The sequence below is a fragment of the Cobetia sp. 1CM21F genome (genome assembly GCF_023161745.1).
Lineage (GTDB): Bacteria > Pseudomonadota > Gammaproteobacteria > Pseudomonadales > Halomonadaceae > Cobetia > Cobetia amphilecti.
Map to the genome: position 1 here is coordinate 1,268,727 of NZ_JALNTQ010000002.1, position 15,903 is coordinate 1,284,629.

The 15,903-nt window shown below is 63.9% G+C and carries 13 protein-coding genes; 9 read left to right on the forward strand and 4 right to left on the reverse strand.

Going from position 1 to position 15,903, the window contains the following annotated elements; translation table 11 throughout:
- Window positions 1-126 precede the first annotated feature (126 nt).
- A complete protein-coding gene (locus MSG32_RS11135) occupies window positions 127-732 on the forward strand; it encodes a YajG family lipoprotein (RefSeq protein WP_052384762.1) in 606 nt (201 codons plus the stop codon).
- A 136-nt stretch (window positions 733-868) separates the two neighbouring features.
- Here the strand turns inward: MSG32_RS11135 and tmpT are convergent, their stop codons facing one another.
- Both tmpT and MSG32_RS11145 read right to left on the reverse strand, forming a co-directional pair.
- A complete protein-coding gene (gene tmpT, locus MSG32_RS11140; RefSeq protein ID WP_225996460.1) occupies window positions 869-1,540 on the reverse strand; it encodes a thiopurine S-methyltransferase in 672 nt (223 codons plus the stop codon).
- A gap of 40 nt (window positions 1,541-1,580) precedes the next feature.
- A complete protein-coding gene (locus MSG32_RS11145) occupies window positions 1,581-2,279 on the reverse strand; it encodes a TIGR04211 family SH3 domain-containing protein (RefSeq protein ID WP_082388145.1) in 699 nt (232 codons plus the stop codon).
- 834 nt (window positions 2,280-3,113) lie between these two features.
- Here MSG32_RS11145 and miaB point away from each other — a divergent pair.
- The 6 genes from miaB to MSG32_RS11175 all read left to right on the forward strand — a co-directional run bounded on the left by miaB (window position 3,114) and on the right by MSG32_RS11175 (window position 10,136).
- Window positions 3,114-4,463 carry a tRNA (N6-isopentenyl adenosine(37)-C2)-methylthiotransferase MiaB gene (miaB, locus tag MSG32_RS11150; RefSeq protein ID WP_248379616.1) on the forward strand — a complete coding sequence of 450 codons (1,350 nt, stop codon included), beginning with the start codon at window positions 3,114-3,116 and terminating at the stop codon, window positions 4,461-4,463.
- Between the two features lie 260 nt (window positions 4,464-4,723).
- On the forward strand, window positions 4,724-5,833 hold the full coding sequence (locus MSG32_RS11155; protein WP_248379618.1) for a PhoH family protein: 1,110 nt from the start codon (window positions 4,724-4,726) through the stop codon (window positions 5,831-5,833).
- Window positions 5,834-5,946: 113 nt separating this feature from the next.
- Window positions 5,947-6,639 carry an rRNA maturation RNase YbeY gene (gene ybeY / locus MSG32_RS11160; RefSeq protein ID WP_282460357.1) on the forward strand — a complete coding sequence of 231 codons (693 nt, stop codon included), beginning with the start codon at window positions 5,947-5,949 and terminating at the stop codon, window positions 6,637-6,639.
- Between the two features lie 128 nt (window positions 6,640-6,767).
- Window positions 6,768-7,676 (forward strand): transporter associated domain-containing protein, encoded by a 909-nt coding sequence (locus tag MSG32_RS11165; RefSeq protein ID WP_052384764.1) that lies wholly within the window; start codon window positions 6,768-6,770, stop codon window positions 7,674-7,676.
- Window positions 7,677-7,762: 86 nt separating this feature from the next.
- Window positions 7,763-9,280, forward strand: a complete 1,518-nt coding sequence (lnt, locus tag MSG32_RS11170) for an apolipoprotein N-acyltransferase (protein ID WP_248379621.1) — start codon at window positions 7,763-7,765, stop codon at window positions 9,278-9,280.
- Between the two features lie 103 nt (window positions 9,281-9,383).
- Window positions 9,384-10,136, forward strand: coding sequence for a YdcF family protein (locus MSG32_RS11175; protein ID WP_043335281.1), 753 nt, complete (start codon window positions 9,384-9,386; stop codon window positions 10,134-10,136).
- A gap of 124 nt (window positions 10,137-10,260) precedes the next feature.
- On the opposite strand, the gene MSG32_RS11180 is transcribed toward MSG32_RS11175, so the two are convergent.
- Both MSG32_RS11180 and MSG32_RS11185 read right to left on the reverse strand, forming a co-directional pair.
- Entirely contained in the window at window positions 10,261-11,478 is a 1,218-nt protein-coding gene (locus MSG32_RS11180; protein WP_248379624.1) for a hypothetical protein, read from the reverse strand.
- The gene (locus MSG32_RS11185; protein WP_348983975.1) at window positions 11,478-12,158 is read right to left on the reverse strand and encodes a zinc ribbon-containing protein; all 681 of its coding nucleotides are present in this window, start codon (window positions 12,156-12,158) and stop codon (window positions 11,478-11,480) included. The genes MSG32_RS11180 and MSG32_RS11185 overlap by 1 nt, the downstream gene beginning before the upstream one ends.
- 320 nt (window positions 12,159-12,478) lie before the next feature.
- On the opposite strand from MSG32_RS11185, the gene leuS reads away from it, so the two are divergent.
- Both leuS and lptE read left to right on the forward strand, forming a co-directional pair.
- Window positions 12,479-15,079 carry a leucine--tRNA ligase gene (gene leuS, locus MSG32_RS11190; RefSeq protein ID WP_248379627.1) on the forward strand — a complete coding sequence of 867 codons (2,601 nt, stop codon included), beginning with the start codon at window positions 12,479-12,481 and terminating at the stop codon, window positions 15,077-15,079.
- Window positions 15,080-15,264: 185 nt separating this feature from the next.
- A complete protein-coding gene (lptE, locus tag MSG32_RS11195) occupies window positions 15,265-15,810 on the forward strand; it encodes an LPS assembly lipoprotein LptE (protein WP_225347566.1) in 546 nt (181 codons plus the stop codon).
- Window positions 15,811-15,903 lie beyond the last annotated feature (93 nt).

The window sequence follows — 15,903 nt, forward strand, 5'->3', positions numbered from 1 at the left end:
TCAGGCGCCATTCTGGCCCTATACTCGCGCCATTGTGCTCCGGCCATCCCGCGCGGCAGGCGAGATATTGGCAACGGATGGCCGAGATGACTCCCATGACAACCGGCCTCAGGCCCAGGAACCCCGATGATGATGCACAAGTTGCGCACCACCTGCATGAGCGTGGCACTGATCGCCACGGCGGCACTTCTCAGCGCTTGCGGCACCAGCCCGCAGCGCCTGTACGTCAATCCGCAGGTCGGCGAGATGGGCGTGGTCGGCCACGGGCAACAGGTGGTGGTGGACGTGCTCGATGAGCGTCCGTCAGAGCGCATCGGCTCTCGCGATGGCGCCACCAATGCCTCGAGCTATCTGGTCGTGCCGACCGGCGACCTGACACCCAAGCTTGAGGCCCAGACCGTCAGCGCCCTGCGCCGCATGGGCTTCGTGCCGGTGTCCGCCGAACAGGCCAACCAGGGCGCAGCAGAGCTGACCATCTCGCTGACCGAGCTGGCCTATGGCGTGAAGCGTGGCGGCCTGATCACCGATACCGCGACACTCAATGGCGTGATCAAGGCCGTCGCCGTGTCCGGCAAGCAGCGCTATACCGGCAGCTACACCGCGACGCGTGATCAGGGCTATGCCCTCAAGCCGAGCCAGGAAAAGAACACCGAGATGGTCTCTGAGGTGATCGGCGATGCGCTGACTCGCGCTTTCCAGGACACTACGCTGATCCGCCAGCTCGACCAGTAGGCTCGATCAGTAAGTTCGACAGCAGCTCGCCACCAACGAAAACGCCACCGCCGCCCATTGGGCGGCGGTGGCGTTTTTCATGAGGACTGGACCTTCAAGAAGACTGGACCTGACTGACAAGGTCACCCCTGAGTCGTCAGCGACGCGGTCCCTTGCGCACCAGACTCCATACCGTCTCACGCAAACCGCGCTCATCCGGGGCACGACGCTCCAGTACCTCAAGCGTGAAGTTGGCGCTCAACAGCTGACGAATCTCGTCTTCGGCGACATGGAACGGCGGGCCCTGATGCTGCTCCGTCTGCCGCTCGAGACTGATCAACAGGCCACGCGCGCCCGGGGGCAGCAGCTGCGCCAGATGGAAGGCGTAGCGCTGCCGGGTGGCCGGCGGCAAGGCGATCAGCGCGGCGCGATCATAGAAAGCATCCAGATGATCGACATGGTCGATATGGAAGTGGAAGAAGTCTCCGCACCACAGCTCGACCATGCCCTGGCGGAAGCATTCGAAGTGCTCCAGCCGATAGCGCGAGACATCCCCGGCGCCTTCGGCGACGAACTGCTCGCAGGCCTGGCGCGCAAGCTCGATGCCCAGCACCGGATAGCCCTGCGCCGCCAGCCAGCGCATGTCGAGACTCTTGCCACACAACGGCACCAGCACCTTGGCGCCCGCCGCGATCTCAAGCCGCGGCCACCAGCGCTCCAGCGCCGAATGCGTGGCGGGCAGATGAAAGCCGATCCGCCCTTCCTGCCATCGCGCCAGCCAGGGGTCACTGGCCGGCGTCGCGTCCATCGTCGTGTCTTGTGCCGACATGAGCTGGCGCACTCCCTCTGCTATCGGTTACCGGGATGCCTTACAGGAAGCCGTGACGCTTCTTCTTGCGACGCGGCAGGTGCGGCACGATCAGGCCGACCAGCAGGCCGACACCCGCCACGCCACCGCCGTACATGAAGTAGCGCATCAGCAGGTCCTGCTTCTTGGTATCGAGCTTGGTTTCCATGTCCTGCATCTTGCTACGCGCCTGGGCAAGCTCGGCTGACTGGCTGTTGCTGGCCTGCTCAAGCTCTTCGATGCGCGCCTGACGCGTCTCGAGGCCGGTCTTCATGTCCTCGACACGGGTTTCCCACTCTTCATTGATGCCGTCGAGCTTGGCAGTCAATTCCTTGACCCTGGCGCTCAGCTCGGGCACCCGGGCATTGACGCTCTGGGTGTCCTGCAGGTCAGCGGAGGGAATCCACACCACGTCACCGCTGGCGGTGCGGATCTTGCTGTAGTCATTCTGGACCTCGAGCAGCTCGACCGGCTGGCCGGCTTCCACCGTGCCCACGATGCGGTAGCCATCCGTCGGGCCACTGCGCACGAAGGTGGTGAGGTCATCGGCGACCCAGCGGTCGGTGGCCGCATTGGCCAGCGGTGCGCCCAGCAGCAGGCTGCCGGCGACGCCAGCCCCCAGCACCACACGGCGCAGTGAGCGCGCAAGCGTCGAACACGGCGATCGGGGTGACAGGAGACCGAAAGATGAAGGGGTGCTGGTAATGGAGAATCGCGTCATATCGTGTTCTTCATGGCTGTCTAAGGGCGTAAGCCGACCGTGTCAGGCGTGTGGGCACGAGGAGCAAGCGCGCTGAATCCTGCGTCCCCACATGCCGAACATGATCGACCGCTTTTGGGCGAAGGAAGGCTCGCCCTGTCTGCCCATGCGGTGTCTGCCAGGTTGCGCAATGCAAGGCGTCCTGCCTGGCATCGCTGTCGCGCTTGGACGTACGGTAACGAAATTGCCGCGAGAAAAATCCGAGACTGTCATTTCAGTGTCTTCAGACATCCACACTTTCTGTGGATAAGTCTTGGGACAACCTCAAAGGGGCAGGTCTGCGCACGGCGAAATGCCTGCCCCGCCAACAAATCGATCAAATTTTAACCAGCTCAGGCAGCCGGGCTATCGGCATGAAAACCTCAACAAATCAAGCCATTGACAGCCTGATGTGCGTTGCGCAACACCTGCCTGATAACTATGAAACATGCCAAGCCCCTGTTGTAGCGTCAGGGCATGCGCGGGCTTTCTCGTGAGGATACCACAGCCACCATCAGGCTGAACCGGTGGTTGGCAGGCATCCTCCTCATTGCTGACAGCGATGCGACAGGGCTGGCCGCATGGCCGGCAGACTCCTATACTGTGCCGTCCCGATTTTGGCCTCGACCCGATCAGCGTGCCGCTTGGCACAGTATCGTCGCGCCCTCGATTCCCGGCCAGCCATCGGCGCCGGGGCTCATTCATTACAAGTCGCGCCCGCTTCTCCTGACCGCTGACGCTGCCCGCCGCCACCATGTGCCCGGGCGCGAGGCGCACGAAGCCCGGGCGCGCAGCTCAGAGCGTTCACACAAGGCAATGGCGAAGAAACTCTTCATCAAGACTCACGGCTGCCAGATGAACGAGTATGACTCCGCGCGCATGGCGGATCTGCTCGGCGAATCGCATCAGATGGAAGTCACCAGCGACGAATCCGAAGCAGACGTCATCCTGCTCAACACCTGCTCCATCCGCGAGAAGGCGCAGGAGAAGGTGTTCCACCAGCTGGGACGCTGGAAGAAGCTCAAGGAAAAGAACCCGGAGCTGGTGATCGGCGTCGGCGGCTGCGTGGCCAGTCAGGAAGGCGACAACCTGCGCAAGCGTGCCCCGCATGTGGACATGGTGTTCGGCCCGCAGACCCTGCACCGCGTGCCGAAGATGCTCGACACCCGCCGCGACAGCCTCAAGCAGATTTCCGTCGTCGACGTGACCTTCCCCGAGATCGAGAAGTTCGACAACCTGCCCGCGCCCAAGAGCGACGGTGCCAGCGCCTTCGTCTCGGTGATGGAAGGCTGCTCCAAGTACTGCACCTTCTGTGTGGTGCCCTACACCCGCGGTGAGGAAGTCTCGCGCCCCTTCGAAAAGGTGATGGATGAAGTCATCCACCTGGCCGACCAGGGCGTGCGCGAGATCAACCTGCTGGGCCAGAACGTCAACGCCTACGCCGGTCTCAACCAGCTGGGTGAGGAGATCGACCTCGCCGAGCTGATCAGCTGCGTGGCGCAGGTCGAGGGCATCGACCGCATCCGCTTTACCACCTCGCATCCGCTGGAGTTCAAGGACTCGCTGATCGAGGCCTTCGGTGAGATCCCGGAGCTGGTCAGCCATCTGCACCTGCCGGTGCAGTCGGGCTCCAACCGCATCCTGGCGGCGATGAAGCGCGGCCACGAGCGTGACCTCTACATCGACAAGCTCGAACGCATCCGCGCGCTGCGCCCGGACATCAGCTTCTCCTCCGACTTCATCGTCGGCTTCCCGGGCGAGACCGATCAGGACTTCATGGACACCATGGACCTGATCGGCCAGATCGGCTTCGATCACTCCTTCAGCTTCATCTACTCCGCACGTCCGGGCACCCCGGCGGCGAATCTGGACGATGACACTCCGGAAGAAGTGAAGAAGGAGCGCCTGCTCATCCTGCAGGAGCGCATCAACCAGCAGGCGATGCAGATCGGTCGCAAGATGGTCGGCACCACCCAGCGCATCCTGGTCTCCGGCTTCTCGCCGCGTGACCCGGGCCTGCTGTCAGGGCGCACCGAGAACAATCGGGTGGTCAACTTCCGCGCCGCCAACCCGACCGAGCTGATCGGCTACCTGGTGGATGTCGAGATCACCGAGGCCTACCCCAACTCGCTGCGCGGTGAGCTCAGCTCGCCCTACCGCTATTGATCGCTCGTCGCTCACGACATTGACGAGGCGCCATCAGCCCCCACTATCAAGCAGATAGCCACGCTGGCCGTACAGGACAATTGCCCTGTACGGCCATCGCGCATTAAGCTCTCTTGAGACTTCGGCAACGCGTCACCATTGACACTGAAATGGCGCCGTCATGCGCCGTGGCGGGCAGAGCGCCCCGTACATTACGCGCAGATATCCGCCATCGCGGCTGCCCCTCATCGTCACTCATCACTATCAGGATATTCGACGCCTTGAGCCACCAGTCACAGCAAGCCAATCGCATTCTCAACATGACGCTTGAGCCGGCAGACCCGCAGCGTCTGGCCAGCCTGACCGGCCAGCGCGACGAGCATCTCAAGCTGATCGAATCCCGGCTCGGTGTCACCCTGCGCAACCGCGGCAATGACTTCCAGATCGCAGGCCCCGCGGCCGCCGTGAAGGCGACCGCCAACGTGCTGGAGCATCTGTATCGCGAGACCGGCGCCGGCGAAGTCGATGCCGAGACCGTTCATCTGTTCCTGCAGGAATCCGGCGTCGAGGCGCTGGTCGAGGCCGCCGAGGACCAGGGCGCCACCTACGGTGATGTGGTGATCCGCACGCCCAAGGTGCTGGTGCGCCCGCGCGGCTTCAATCAGCAGGGCTATGTCACCGAGATGCGCAATCACGACATCAACTTCGGCATCGGCCCGGCCGGTACCGGCAAGACCTATCTTGCCGTCGCCGCTGCCGTGGAAGCGCTCAACAACAACGAAGTGCGACGCATCCTGCTGGTACGTCCGGCGGTCGAGGCCGGCGAGAAGCTCGGCTTCCTGCCGGGAGACCTGGCCCAGAAGATCGACCCCTACCTGCGCCCGCTCTACGACGCCCTGTACGAGATGCTCGGCTTCGAGCACGTCAACAAGATGATCGAGCGTCAGATCATCGAGATCGCGCCGTTGGCCTACATGCGCGGCCGGACGCTCAACAACGCCTACATCATTCTCGATGAGTCCCAGAACACCACGCGCGAGCAGATGAAGATGTTCCTGACGCGCATCGGTTTCGGCTCCACCGCCGTCATCACCGGTGACGTCTCGCAGGTCGATCTGCCGCGCGGCACCCAGTCGGGCCTTGCGCATGTTCTGGAAGTGCTCAAGGACACCCCGGGGATCAGCATCACGCGCTTCCTGGCCAAGGACGTCGTGCGTCACCCGCTGGTGCAGCGCATCGTCGAGGCCTACGACACCTTCGAAGCCGCGGAAGAACAGCAGGAAGGTGAGCGTCGCGAGCAGCGTCAGGCCGAGCGCGAAGCCCGCATGGCGGCGCTGAATGCCCAGAGCAACGTGCCGCCTGCCAGCACTCCGGCGGGAGGTAGCCAGTGAGCGAAGCCCCCGCAGTCGTCGTGGACCTGCAACTGGCCATCGGCGAGAGTGAATTCGATGGCCAGCCGCTGCCGGCCAGCCATCAGCTGGAAGCCTGGGTGGCGGCTGCGCTGCTGGCCGCCGCGGAAGATGGTGCGCTGGAGCGCGATGCCAGCGCCACCGCGGCGCCGTACGAGCTGACCGTGCGTCTGGTGGAAGAAGCCGAGAGTCAGGGCCTCAACCGCGATTATCGCGGCAAGGACTCCCCGACCAACGTGCTGTCCTTCCCGCATGAGCCGCTGGATCTGGACGACTTCGCCCTGCCGCCGGAACTGGCTGCGCGCTTCGCCGAGGAAGGCGATGACGACAGCCTGCCGCTTGCGGGCATGCCGGAGGGCGATCTGGACGCCGGCGAAGAGGAAGGTCTCGACGGTCACAACAGCGACGATGTCATGCTGGCGTCAGACGCCATGAGCGAAGCTGACGAGGCAGACGTCTCTGATGCCTCGACTTCTGGCGCCGCGTCTTCTGCCCTCGGCTCTGCGGCCACCGAGACCGCGGCTGAGCAGGCTCTTGATGAACAAGCTCTTGATGAGCAGCGCTTTCTGGGCGACCTGATCATCAGCGTGCATGTCGTCGCCCGCGAAGCGCGGGAACAGGGCAAGTCGCTGGAAAATCATTTCGCCCACATGCTGGTTCATGGCACCTTGCACTTGCTCGGCTATGACCATATCGAGGACGATGAAGCCGAACGCATGGAAGCGCTCGAGCGTCATGTGCTGGCAGGGCTCGGCATCGCCGACCCCTACCGGGAAGAGAATCACTGATGCCGGCGCCCCTGCGCATCGGCAGCACCCGCCGTCGGGTGACTCGGGGCTTGTCCCCGGGTCACTCGGCTGCCCCGATACCACCACGACGATGGGGTATCGCCACCGAGGAAAAGAGAAACTAACGCATGAGCGAAGACCGATCGGGAAGCCAATCGAAAACCTGGCTCGATAAGCTGTTCGGCGCCTTCTCAAGCGACACCGACGAACCCAGCTCCCGTAGCGAGCTGCTCCAGTTTCTGGCTGAGGTAGGCCCACGCCTCAACCTCGATCAGGACGCCATCGCCATCATCGAAGGCGCGCTGGAAATCAGCGACCAGCAGGTGCGCGAGGTGATGATCCCCCGCTCCCAGGTGCAGGCCATTCAGGTCGATCAGCGCCCGGAGGAGTACCTGCCGCTGATTCTCGAATCGGCTCACTCCCGCTATCCCGTCATCGACGAGAACCTCGACGAGGTGCTCGGCATCCTGCTGGCCAAGGACCTGCTGCCGCTGATTCTGCAAAATGACAGCGAGCGCAAGCGCTTCGATCTGCGCGAAGCGATCCGTCCGGCGATGTTCATCCCCGAATCCAAGCGCCTCAACAGCCTGCTCAAGGAATTCCGCGAGACCCGCAATCACATGGCGGTGGTCATCGACGAGTACGGCGGCACGGCAGGCCTTGTCACCATCGAGGATATCCTCGAGCAGATCGTCGGGGATATCGAGGATGAGCACGACACCGATGAGGATGAGGACATCCGCGAGCTGGGCGATGGCCAATTCGCCGTCAGCGCGCTGACCACCATCGATGACTTCAATGAGCACTTCGATACCGACTTCTCCGATGAAGAATTCGACACCATCGGCGGTCTGATGATTCAGCGCTTCGGTCACATGCCGCGCCGTCAGGAATCCACCGATTTCGCCGGCTGGCGTTTCACGGTGCTCAATGCGGACAATCGTCGCATTCGTCAGGTACAGGTATGTCGTCTGGAAGATGCCACCGGTGACGCGCCGCCCTCGGCCGAGCATCGTGCGCATATCAGCGGCGAGTGATTCATGGCCTGATCACAGGCTGACCCGATAGAGGACAATGCCAGACACATCCGCCGATGTGTCTGGCATTTTACAAGGAGAGCGGCATGTCAGATTCCCCCCGCGCGAGGAGCTTCCCGGGCGCCTCGTTGCTGGCCAATGTACTGGCGATCATTGCCGGGGTACTGGTCACCCTGAGCTTTGCCCCCTTCGAGCAGTGGTGGCTGGGCCCGATCGGCGCAGGCCTGCTCTACGGGGCGCTGCGCATGGAAGGCGGTGGCTTACTGCGCGCCTGGTGGTTCGGGGTCGGCCTGTTCGGCAGCGGAGCCAGCTGGGTCTACGTCTCGATCCATGATTATGGCTATACCGGCATGCCGCTGGCGGTGCTGCTGACGATGCTGTTCGTGGCCTGCATGGCGCTGTTCCCGATGCTGTGGATGGGCCTGTGGCAGCGCTTCTGCTCACGCAAGCTCGATGTACTGTCATTTGCTGCGGTATTCGTGCTCAGCGAGCTGTTCCGCACCTGGGCCTTCACCGGCTTCCCGTGGCTGCTGCTGGGCAACAGCGCCGTAGGCTCGCCGCTGGCCAGCTGGGTGCCGGTGCTTGGCGTCTACGGTATCTCGCTGATCATCGCGCTGTCCGGGGCGTTGCTGTGGAATCTGGCGCTGCGTCGCCGCTGGTGGGCGATCGCGCCGCTACTCGTGCTGTGGAGCGCGGGTCTGCTGCTGCCGACCAGCTGGACGCAGTCCGGCGGCCAGCCGGCACGCGTCGCCCTGCTGCAAGGCAACCTGCCGCAGTTGATCAAGTGGAGTGCCGAAGGGCAGCGTCGTGCGGCCAATACCTACGCCGCGATGACGCGCGCCGTGCAGGACGATGCCGACCTGATCGTCTGGCCGGAGACGGCACTGCCGATGCTGCGCGATCAGGCCGAGCCCTTCCTCGAGCGCATCCAGGCAACTCTGCCGCCCAAGACCGGTCTGATCACCGGGATCGTCGAGCGTGACGCCGACAATCGCTTCTACAACAGCGTGATTCCCATCGATGACCCGTCGTCCCAGTATCGCAAGGAGCACCTGGTGCCCTTCGGCGAGTATGTGCCGCTGGAAAGCTGGTTGCGGGGCATCATCGGCTTCCTGGACCTGCCGATGTCGAGCATGCAGTCAGGCGACAGCCAGCAGCCGCCACTGATGGTCAGCGGTCTGCGTATCGGCGTGGCGATCTGCTATGAGATCGTCTATCCGGAGCTGGTCCGCCAGCGCGCCTTGAGCTCTACCGTGCTGCTGACCGTCTCCAATGACACCTGGTTCGGTCACTCCATCGGCCCGCTGCAGCACCTGCAGATGGCTCAGCTGCGCGCGCTGGAAAACGGCCGCTATCTGCTGCGTGCCACCAGTAATGGCGTGACGGCGATCATCTCGCCGCAGGGGGAGATCATCGCCCAGGCACCCCAGTTCGAGGAGGCTACCGTCACTGGCGATATCCGCCTGCAACTGGGCATGACGCCCTGGATGCACTACGGCCTGCTGCCGGTGTGGATCCTGATCGCGCTGCTGCTGGCGCCGGGCCTTGTGCTGGGCATCAACGAATGCCTCAAGGCGCGCCGTCAACGCCCGCAGGACGCCTGAGGGCCAGAACGTGTGAGTCCCCAGGGCCTCAGACGCTTGAACGCTCAACCTTACCCGTTGCCGGGCCGATGCCCGGCACTGCCTCTGCACAAGCGAGACCACAATGGGCATCACCGAGTTACTCGGCATCATCAAGGACCTGGTATTGCCGCCCGGCGGGCCTCTCCTGCTGCTGTTTCTGGCCATGCTCGTGCTCAAGCGCTGGCCGGGCCTGGCACGCGCCATGATGGTCGTGGCCATTCTGGGCATGTGGCTGCTGTCCTCGCCTGTCGTCTCCACGCGCCTGATGTCAGGGCTGGAGCGCATTCAGCCCAGTGAGCCGGCAGAGTGGATCCAGGCGCAGGCCGTGGTGGTGCTTTCCGGCGGACGCTACTACGACGCCCCGGAGCTGCAGGGCCGCGATCGCATCAACGGCGAGACGCTCAGCCGCCTGGACGAAGGCGTCCGCGTGGCCCGCAACGCGGAGCTGCCGATTCTGCTCACCGGTGGCAAGGTATCGTCCTCCGATGACGGCACCCTCGCCGAGCTGATGCAGCGCTCGCTGATCGATGAATTCGACTACCCGGCGCGCTGGCTGGAGAACCGCAGCGAGAACACCCAGCAGAATGCGCTCTTCACGCGCGAGATGCTCGAGCAGGACGACATCAACAAGATCGTGCTGGTGACCAGCGCCTGGCACATGCCGCGCGCGATGCGCAATTTCCAGAACCAGGGCTTCCGTACCATCATTCCGGCGCCGGTGGGCTACACCACGGTGTCCGGACTGGGCATCGATGCCTGGATCCCCAACAGCTCCGCGCTGACCCAGTCACGCTGGGCACTGCACGAATGGATCGGCTGGCTGGTGGGTCGCTAGCCCCGACAGCACTGCTGGCAAGACAAGCGAAGGACTGCTGGCAAGACACACGAAGGGCTGCCCATGGGCAGCCCTTCGTGTGTCTATATAACCCGCTCAGCAGACGCTTATCGCAGGATTGCGCTCAGACCTCGCTGTCACGCATCCAGCTGGCCTCCTTGAGCCATGGCCCCAGCTGGCGGAGCTGGAAGGCGCGATCGCGCGTCCACTCGTCACTGCCGACATGCGCAGTGCCACCAGGCGCTTCTCCCAACACGTCGTCCGGGAACTTCAGGCTGTCGCGACCCTTGATCAGCAGCGAGTAACACCGGTCGTGGCTGACCAGGCTTTCGCGCAGGTAGCGCCACACGCATTCCTTCATGAACCACTGATCGATATTCGGCGTCTCGACATGCTGTGGCTGCCACTGGGCCAGCAATGTCTCGAGTGGCGGCAGGACTCCGGCCACCCCGCCCCACAGCCCCGCCAGCACCAGATCGGTATGACTCCACCAGTCACGCATGACATGGAAGAAGCGCCCGGACGCCAGCCACATCTGCACCGCACGCACTTCGCGCAGGCTGATGACGCTGTCGCAGTCGCGAACCACGAAGTAGCCCACCGTCGGGTCATCGGCGACCGCGAAGCGCCAACACAGCCGCTGTCTCAGGGTGTCACTGGAGGGACGCTCGATCAGCTCGGCGTCCAGTTCCCGCGCCAGAGCCAGGAAATCATCGGGCACGCTGTCATCGTGATAGAGCCGAACCCGCCACCCCGGATACAGCACCGGCGCCAACAGCAGGTTATGCAGCATGCCGTTCAAGTAGCGCGGCCCCTTGCCCCAGAGGCCAAAGGACAGCACGCGCGTCTTGCCGGCGGCGACTGCCGAGGGGGATTCAGCGGGCAGTCGCCAGCCCTTCGCCAACGCCAGGCCCCCATGCTGCTCGTCCTTGAGCGCCAAGGCGCGACTGCCATGCTCGCGTGCCTCGTCATGGCGCTTGAGTCTGGCCGCACTGCTGGCCAGCGAGTCGAACAGCACCGGATTGAGACAGCCTCGTGCGGCCAATGCCTCACCGGCCGCCAGCGAGCCGGCGGCATCATTGGCGCGCGACAGACACACCACCTGATTAAGCGCGATCTCTTCATCGGCAGGACACTCCACATGCCCCTGGGCCAGAATCTGGCTGGCCGAGCGATAATCCGCGAGCAGAAACAGATAATAGGAGATCTGCTTGAAGAGGCCCGCCTCACGTGGACGCGGGCGCTGATTGAAGTGATCGATCAGCTGTTGCAACGCCTTGTGGCGCTGACCGGCGCTCCAGGTGGCATGCGCCGGGGCGAACCAGTCTGACGGTGTCGCCATCAGCCCTGATCACTCTCATCGGCCGCGGGAGGCTGACGAGTGACGGGCGGCGCGCCACGCGAGAAGAAACGATGTCCACAGGCATGGCAGGGTTCCAGCACGCTGGGGCGCGTGAGTGTGGTGGTCGACTCACAGTGCACGCAATGCAATAGCCCCGGCGCGATGACCTCGCCGCTGGTGTAGTCGGCGCGCGCGGCCTCGAGGTCTTCCTCGAAGTGGGCGCGGTCCACCACGGTGCGGTCCGCGATCGACATCAGCGCGGAACTGACACTGCGCGACAGCACCGAGAGGTCGATCCCCAGCCAGCTGGCGATCCCTTCTCCACCGGTCGCCAGATGGCGGCGGAATTCACGCATGTCACGCTCGACCCAGGCACGCAGCAGCGCCAGCTCGTCGAGCGTGAATTCCTCGACCTCGGCCTCGAACTTGACCGCTTCATCCAGCTCGGCCTTGAGGCCATCCCACGACAGCTCACCGCTGCTGTCTTCCAGCCGCGACAGGATTCGCCCATAGGCATCGCCGAGACGCCCTTCACCTTCGCCCTGCGGCTGACTGGAGGCTGAGCGCGAGGGCATCGGCGTATCTTCAAAGCCACTGTCATGCGAGGACGTGGCAGCCGTATCACGATCCGTGGCGCTGATCGGCTCATGGGGATCGCGGGGTTCACGTGGTTGGCTCATGGACTCTCCTTGTGTCTTCACCTTCTCCCGTACTGCGGGAGGGCATGGCGCTCTACCTTCAGCATGGTGGCGTTGGCGTTGCGACACAAGCCACACGCTTCCACTCCCTGACACGCATCAAGCGCGTGACACTGCCAGCATGAAGCGCATTCGCCTGGCGCCACAGCACTCGCCTCCCCTACCTGAGTCCTGGCGTCTGGGGTAGACTTGACCCCATCGCAGACAGCGGCGGCCCATCCCGGATGTGACCGCCCACCTCTTCACGCCCTGCCTGTCCCTGGTGACGGGTAGCGGCCAATGCCAAGGTAGTGACGGACCCGATGGATTCACAGGATACTTCTCAACAGTACGCTCCCGATCAGATCGAACAGGCTGCCCAGCAGTACTGGGAGAAAAATCAGTGTTTCAAGGCGGTGGAAGATGCCAACCGCGAGAAGTTCTACTGCCTGTCGATGTTCCCCTACCCCAGCGGCAAGCTGCACATGGGTCACGTGCGCAACTACACCATCGGTGACGTGATCTCGCGCTTCCAGCGCATGCAGGGCAAGAACGTCATGCAGCCGATGGGCTGGGACGCCTTCGGCCTGCCGGCGGAAAACGCCGCGATGAAGAACAACGTCGCGCCGGGCAAGTGGACCCACGAGAACATCGCCTACATGCGCGATCAGCTCAAGGCGCTGGGCTTCGCCTACGACTGGAGCCGTGAGTTCGCCACCTGCGACCTGGAATACTATCGCTGGGAGCAGTGGTTCTTCGCCAAGCTGGTCGAGAAGGGTGTCGTCTACAAGAAGAGTTCCATCGTCAACTGGGACCCGGCGGACCAGACCGTGCTCGCCAATGAGCAGGTCATCGACGGCCGTGGCTGGCGTTCCGGCGCGCTGATCGAGCGCAAGGAAATCCCGCAGTGGTTCCTGCGCATCACCGATTACGCCGAAGAGCTGCTGGCCGACCTCGACAAGGTCGAGTGGCCGGAGCAGGTCAAGACCATGCAACGCAACTGGATCGGCAAGTCACGCGGTGTCGAGCTGAGCTTCGGCCTCGATGCCAAGGCCAGCCAGGTGCAGGAATCCCTGACCGTCTTCACCACCCGTCCGGACACCCTGATGGGCGTGACCTACGTCGGCGTCGCCGCCGCTCACCCGCTGGCCAAGGCCGCGGCGGAGCACAATGCGGAGCTGGCCGAGTTCAACGCCGAGTGCGCGCGTGGCGGCACCAGCGAAGCCGACATGGCGACCATGGAAAAACGCGGCATGGACACCGGCTTCAAGGCCATCCACCCGCTGACCGGCCGTGAAGTGCCGGTCTTCGTCGCCAACTTCGTGCTGATGGAATACGGCACCGGTGCCGTGATGGCCGTGCCGGCCCACGACGAGCGTGACCACGAATTCGCCACCAAGTACGACCTGCCGATCGAAGCCGTGATCGCCGATGCCGACGGCAATGCGCCTGACGTCAGCGAAGCCGCCTTCACCGAGCACGGTGTGCTGATCAACTCCGGCGACTTCGATGGCCTCGACTTCGAGAGCGCCTTCGATGCCATCGCCGCGCGCCTGGTCGAGCAGGGCCGTGGTGAGGTCAAGACCAACTTCCGTCTGCGCGACTGGGGCGTCTCCCGTCAGCGCTACTGGGGCGCGCCGATTCCGGTCAAGAATGGCCCGAACGGTGAATCCATCCCGCTGACCGACGACGAACTGCCGGTCGCTCTGCCGCTGGAAGTCGAATTCGACGCTTCCGGCGGTTCGCCGATCAAGAAGATGCCGTCCTTCAGTGACCTGGGCGATGGCTGGCAGCGCGAGACCGACACCTTCGACACCTTCATGGAGTCCTCCTGGTACTACGCGCGCTTCTGCTGCGCGGACAACCAGGATGCCATGCTGGACGAGCGCGCCAACTACTGGCTGCCGGTCGATTACTACATCGGCGGCATCGAGCACGCCATCCTGCACCTGCTCTACTCGCGCTTCTTCCACAAGCTGATGCGTGACTTCGGCCTGGTCGACAGTGACGAGCCGTTCAAGCAGCTGCTGACCCAGGGCATGGTGGTCGCCGATACCTACTACCGCATCAACGCCAAGGGTGGCCGTGACTGGTTCAACCCGCTGGACGTGGACGTCGAGACCGACGACAAGGGCCGCGCCATCAAGGCCGTGCTGAAGTCCGATGGTCTGCCGGTGGAAATCGGTGGCACCGAGAAGATGTCCAAGTCCAAGAACAACGGTGTGGACCCGCAGTCGATGATCGACCGCTTCGGCGCCGACACCGTGCGCCTGTTCATGATGTTCGCCGCGCCGCCTGAGCAGTCGCTGGAATGGTCCGATTCCGGTGTCGAGGGCGCACACCGCTTCGTCAAGCGCGTCTGGCGTCTGGTCCACGAGCATGTCGCCGCCGGCACTCCGGGCGCGCTGGACGTGACTGCCCTGAACGATGATCAGAAGGCGCTGCGTCGCAAGACACACGAGACCATCGCCAAGTGCAGCGACGACATCGGCCGCCGCACCACCTTCAACACCGCCATCGCGGCCGTGATGGAGCTGGTCAACGCCATCAGCCGCTTCGAGGACACCTCCGAGCAGGGCCTGGCCGTCAGCCGTGAAGCCGTCGAGGCCTGCGTGCTGCTGCTGTCGCCGATCATCCCGCATGCCAGCCACTCGCTGTGGGCGACACTGGGCCACGACGAAGCCGTGATCGACGCCAGCTGGCCGGCCGCCGATGCCGAGGCGATGAAGAAGGACAGCATCGAGCTGGTCGTGCAGGTCAACGGCAAGCTGCGTGCGCGTCTGTCCTTCGCCGCCGATGCCGATCGCGACGCCATCGAAGCCGCGGCGCTGGCAGATGCCAATGTCACCAAGCACACCGATGGCAAGACGGTGCGCAAGGTGATCGTGGTGCCGGGCAAGCTGGTCAATATCGTCGCCAACTGATAGCGACCCGACCAGATCGAGCAAGATACCGGCGGCCCGGGTCGCCGGTCCCGTCAGAGCCCGACAGGCAGCTGGAAGGATGTCGGTCTCTGACGGCCATATTCCGTGCGCTGCGTGATGCTGACAGGCCCCACGCAGCGCTCTCGCAAGATATTCATGACACTCGTTCATGACAGGAGGTCACGGTGACGCAAGCGAAGTCTTCCAGTGTTTCAGCAGACACATCAGAGCATGCATCCCGCGGCCTTGGCCGCCGTCGTGTGCTGGCCGCCCTCGGCGTCGGCCTGGCGCTGACACTGAGCGGCTGCGGCTTCCAGCTGCGCGGCGTGAACGATGCGCCGATGGCCATCACCGAGCTGGACGTCCAGGCACCGATCACCAAGACCCACGACGCCCTGCGAGACGCCCTCGAGCGCGCCGACGTCCAGTTGAGCGACAGCGCCCCGCTGACCCTCAACCTGGGCAAGGTCCGTGAGAACGTGCAGCAGATCACCTACGGCGATGCCGGCAGCATCAAGCGTGAGCTGACCTATCGCCTGACCTACTCGCTGCAGCGCAAGTCCGATGGGGCCTACCTGGCCAACCAGCAGGAGCTGCAGGCTAGCAGCTTCTACTACACCAACGATGACGACCTGCTCAACACCGATGACCTGCGTGAGCGTGCGGCCAGGGAAGTCAATCGTGATCTGAGCCGTCAGTTGCTTGAGCGCCTGCGCGCGATCAAGCCCTGAGCTCCACGCTCCCGCAGTGAGGCGCCCCGTTCGTAAGTCATGAGTCGTGATCCATGAGTGCTGAAAGGCCAGACGATTGACGACAAGCCGATT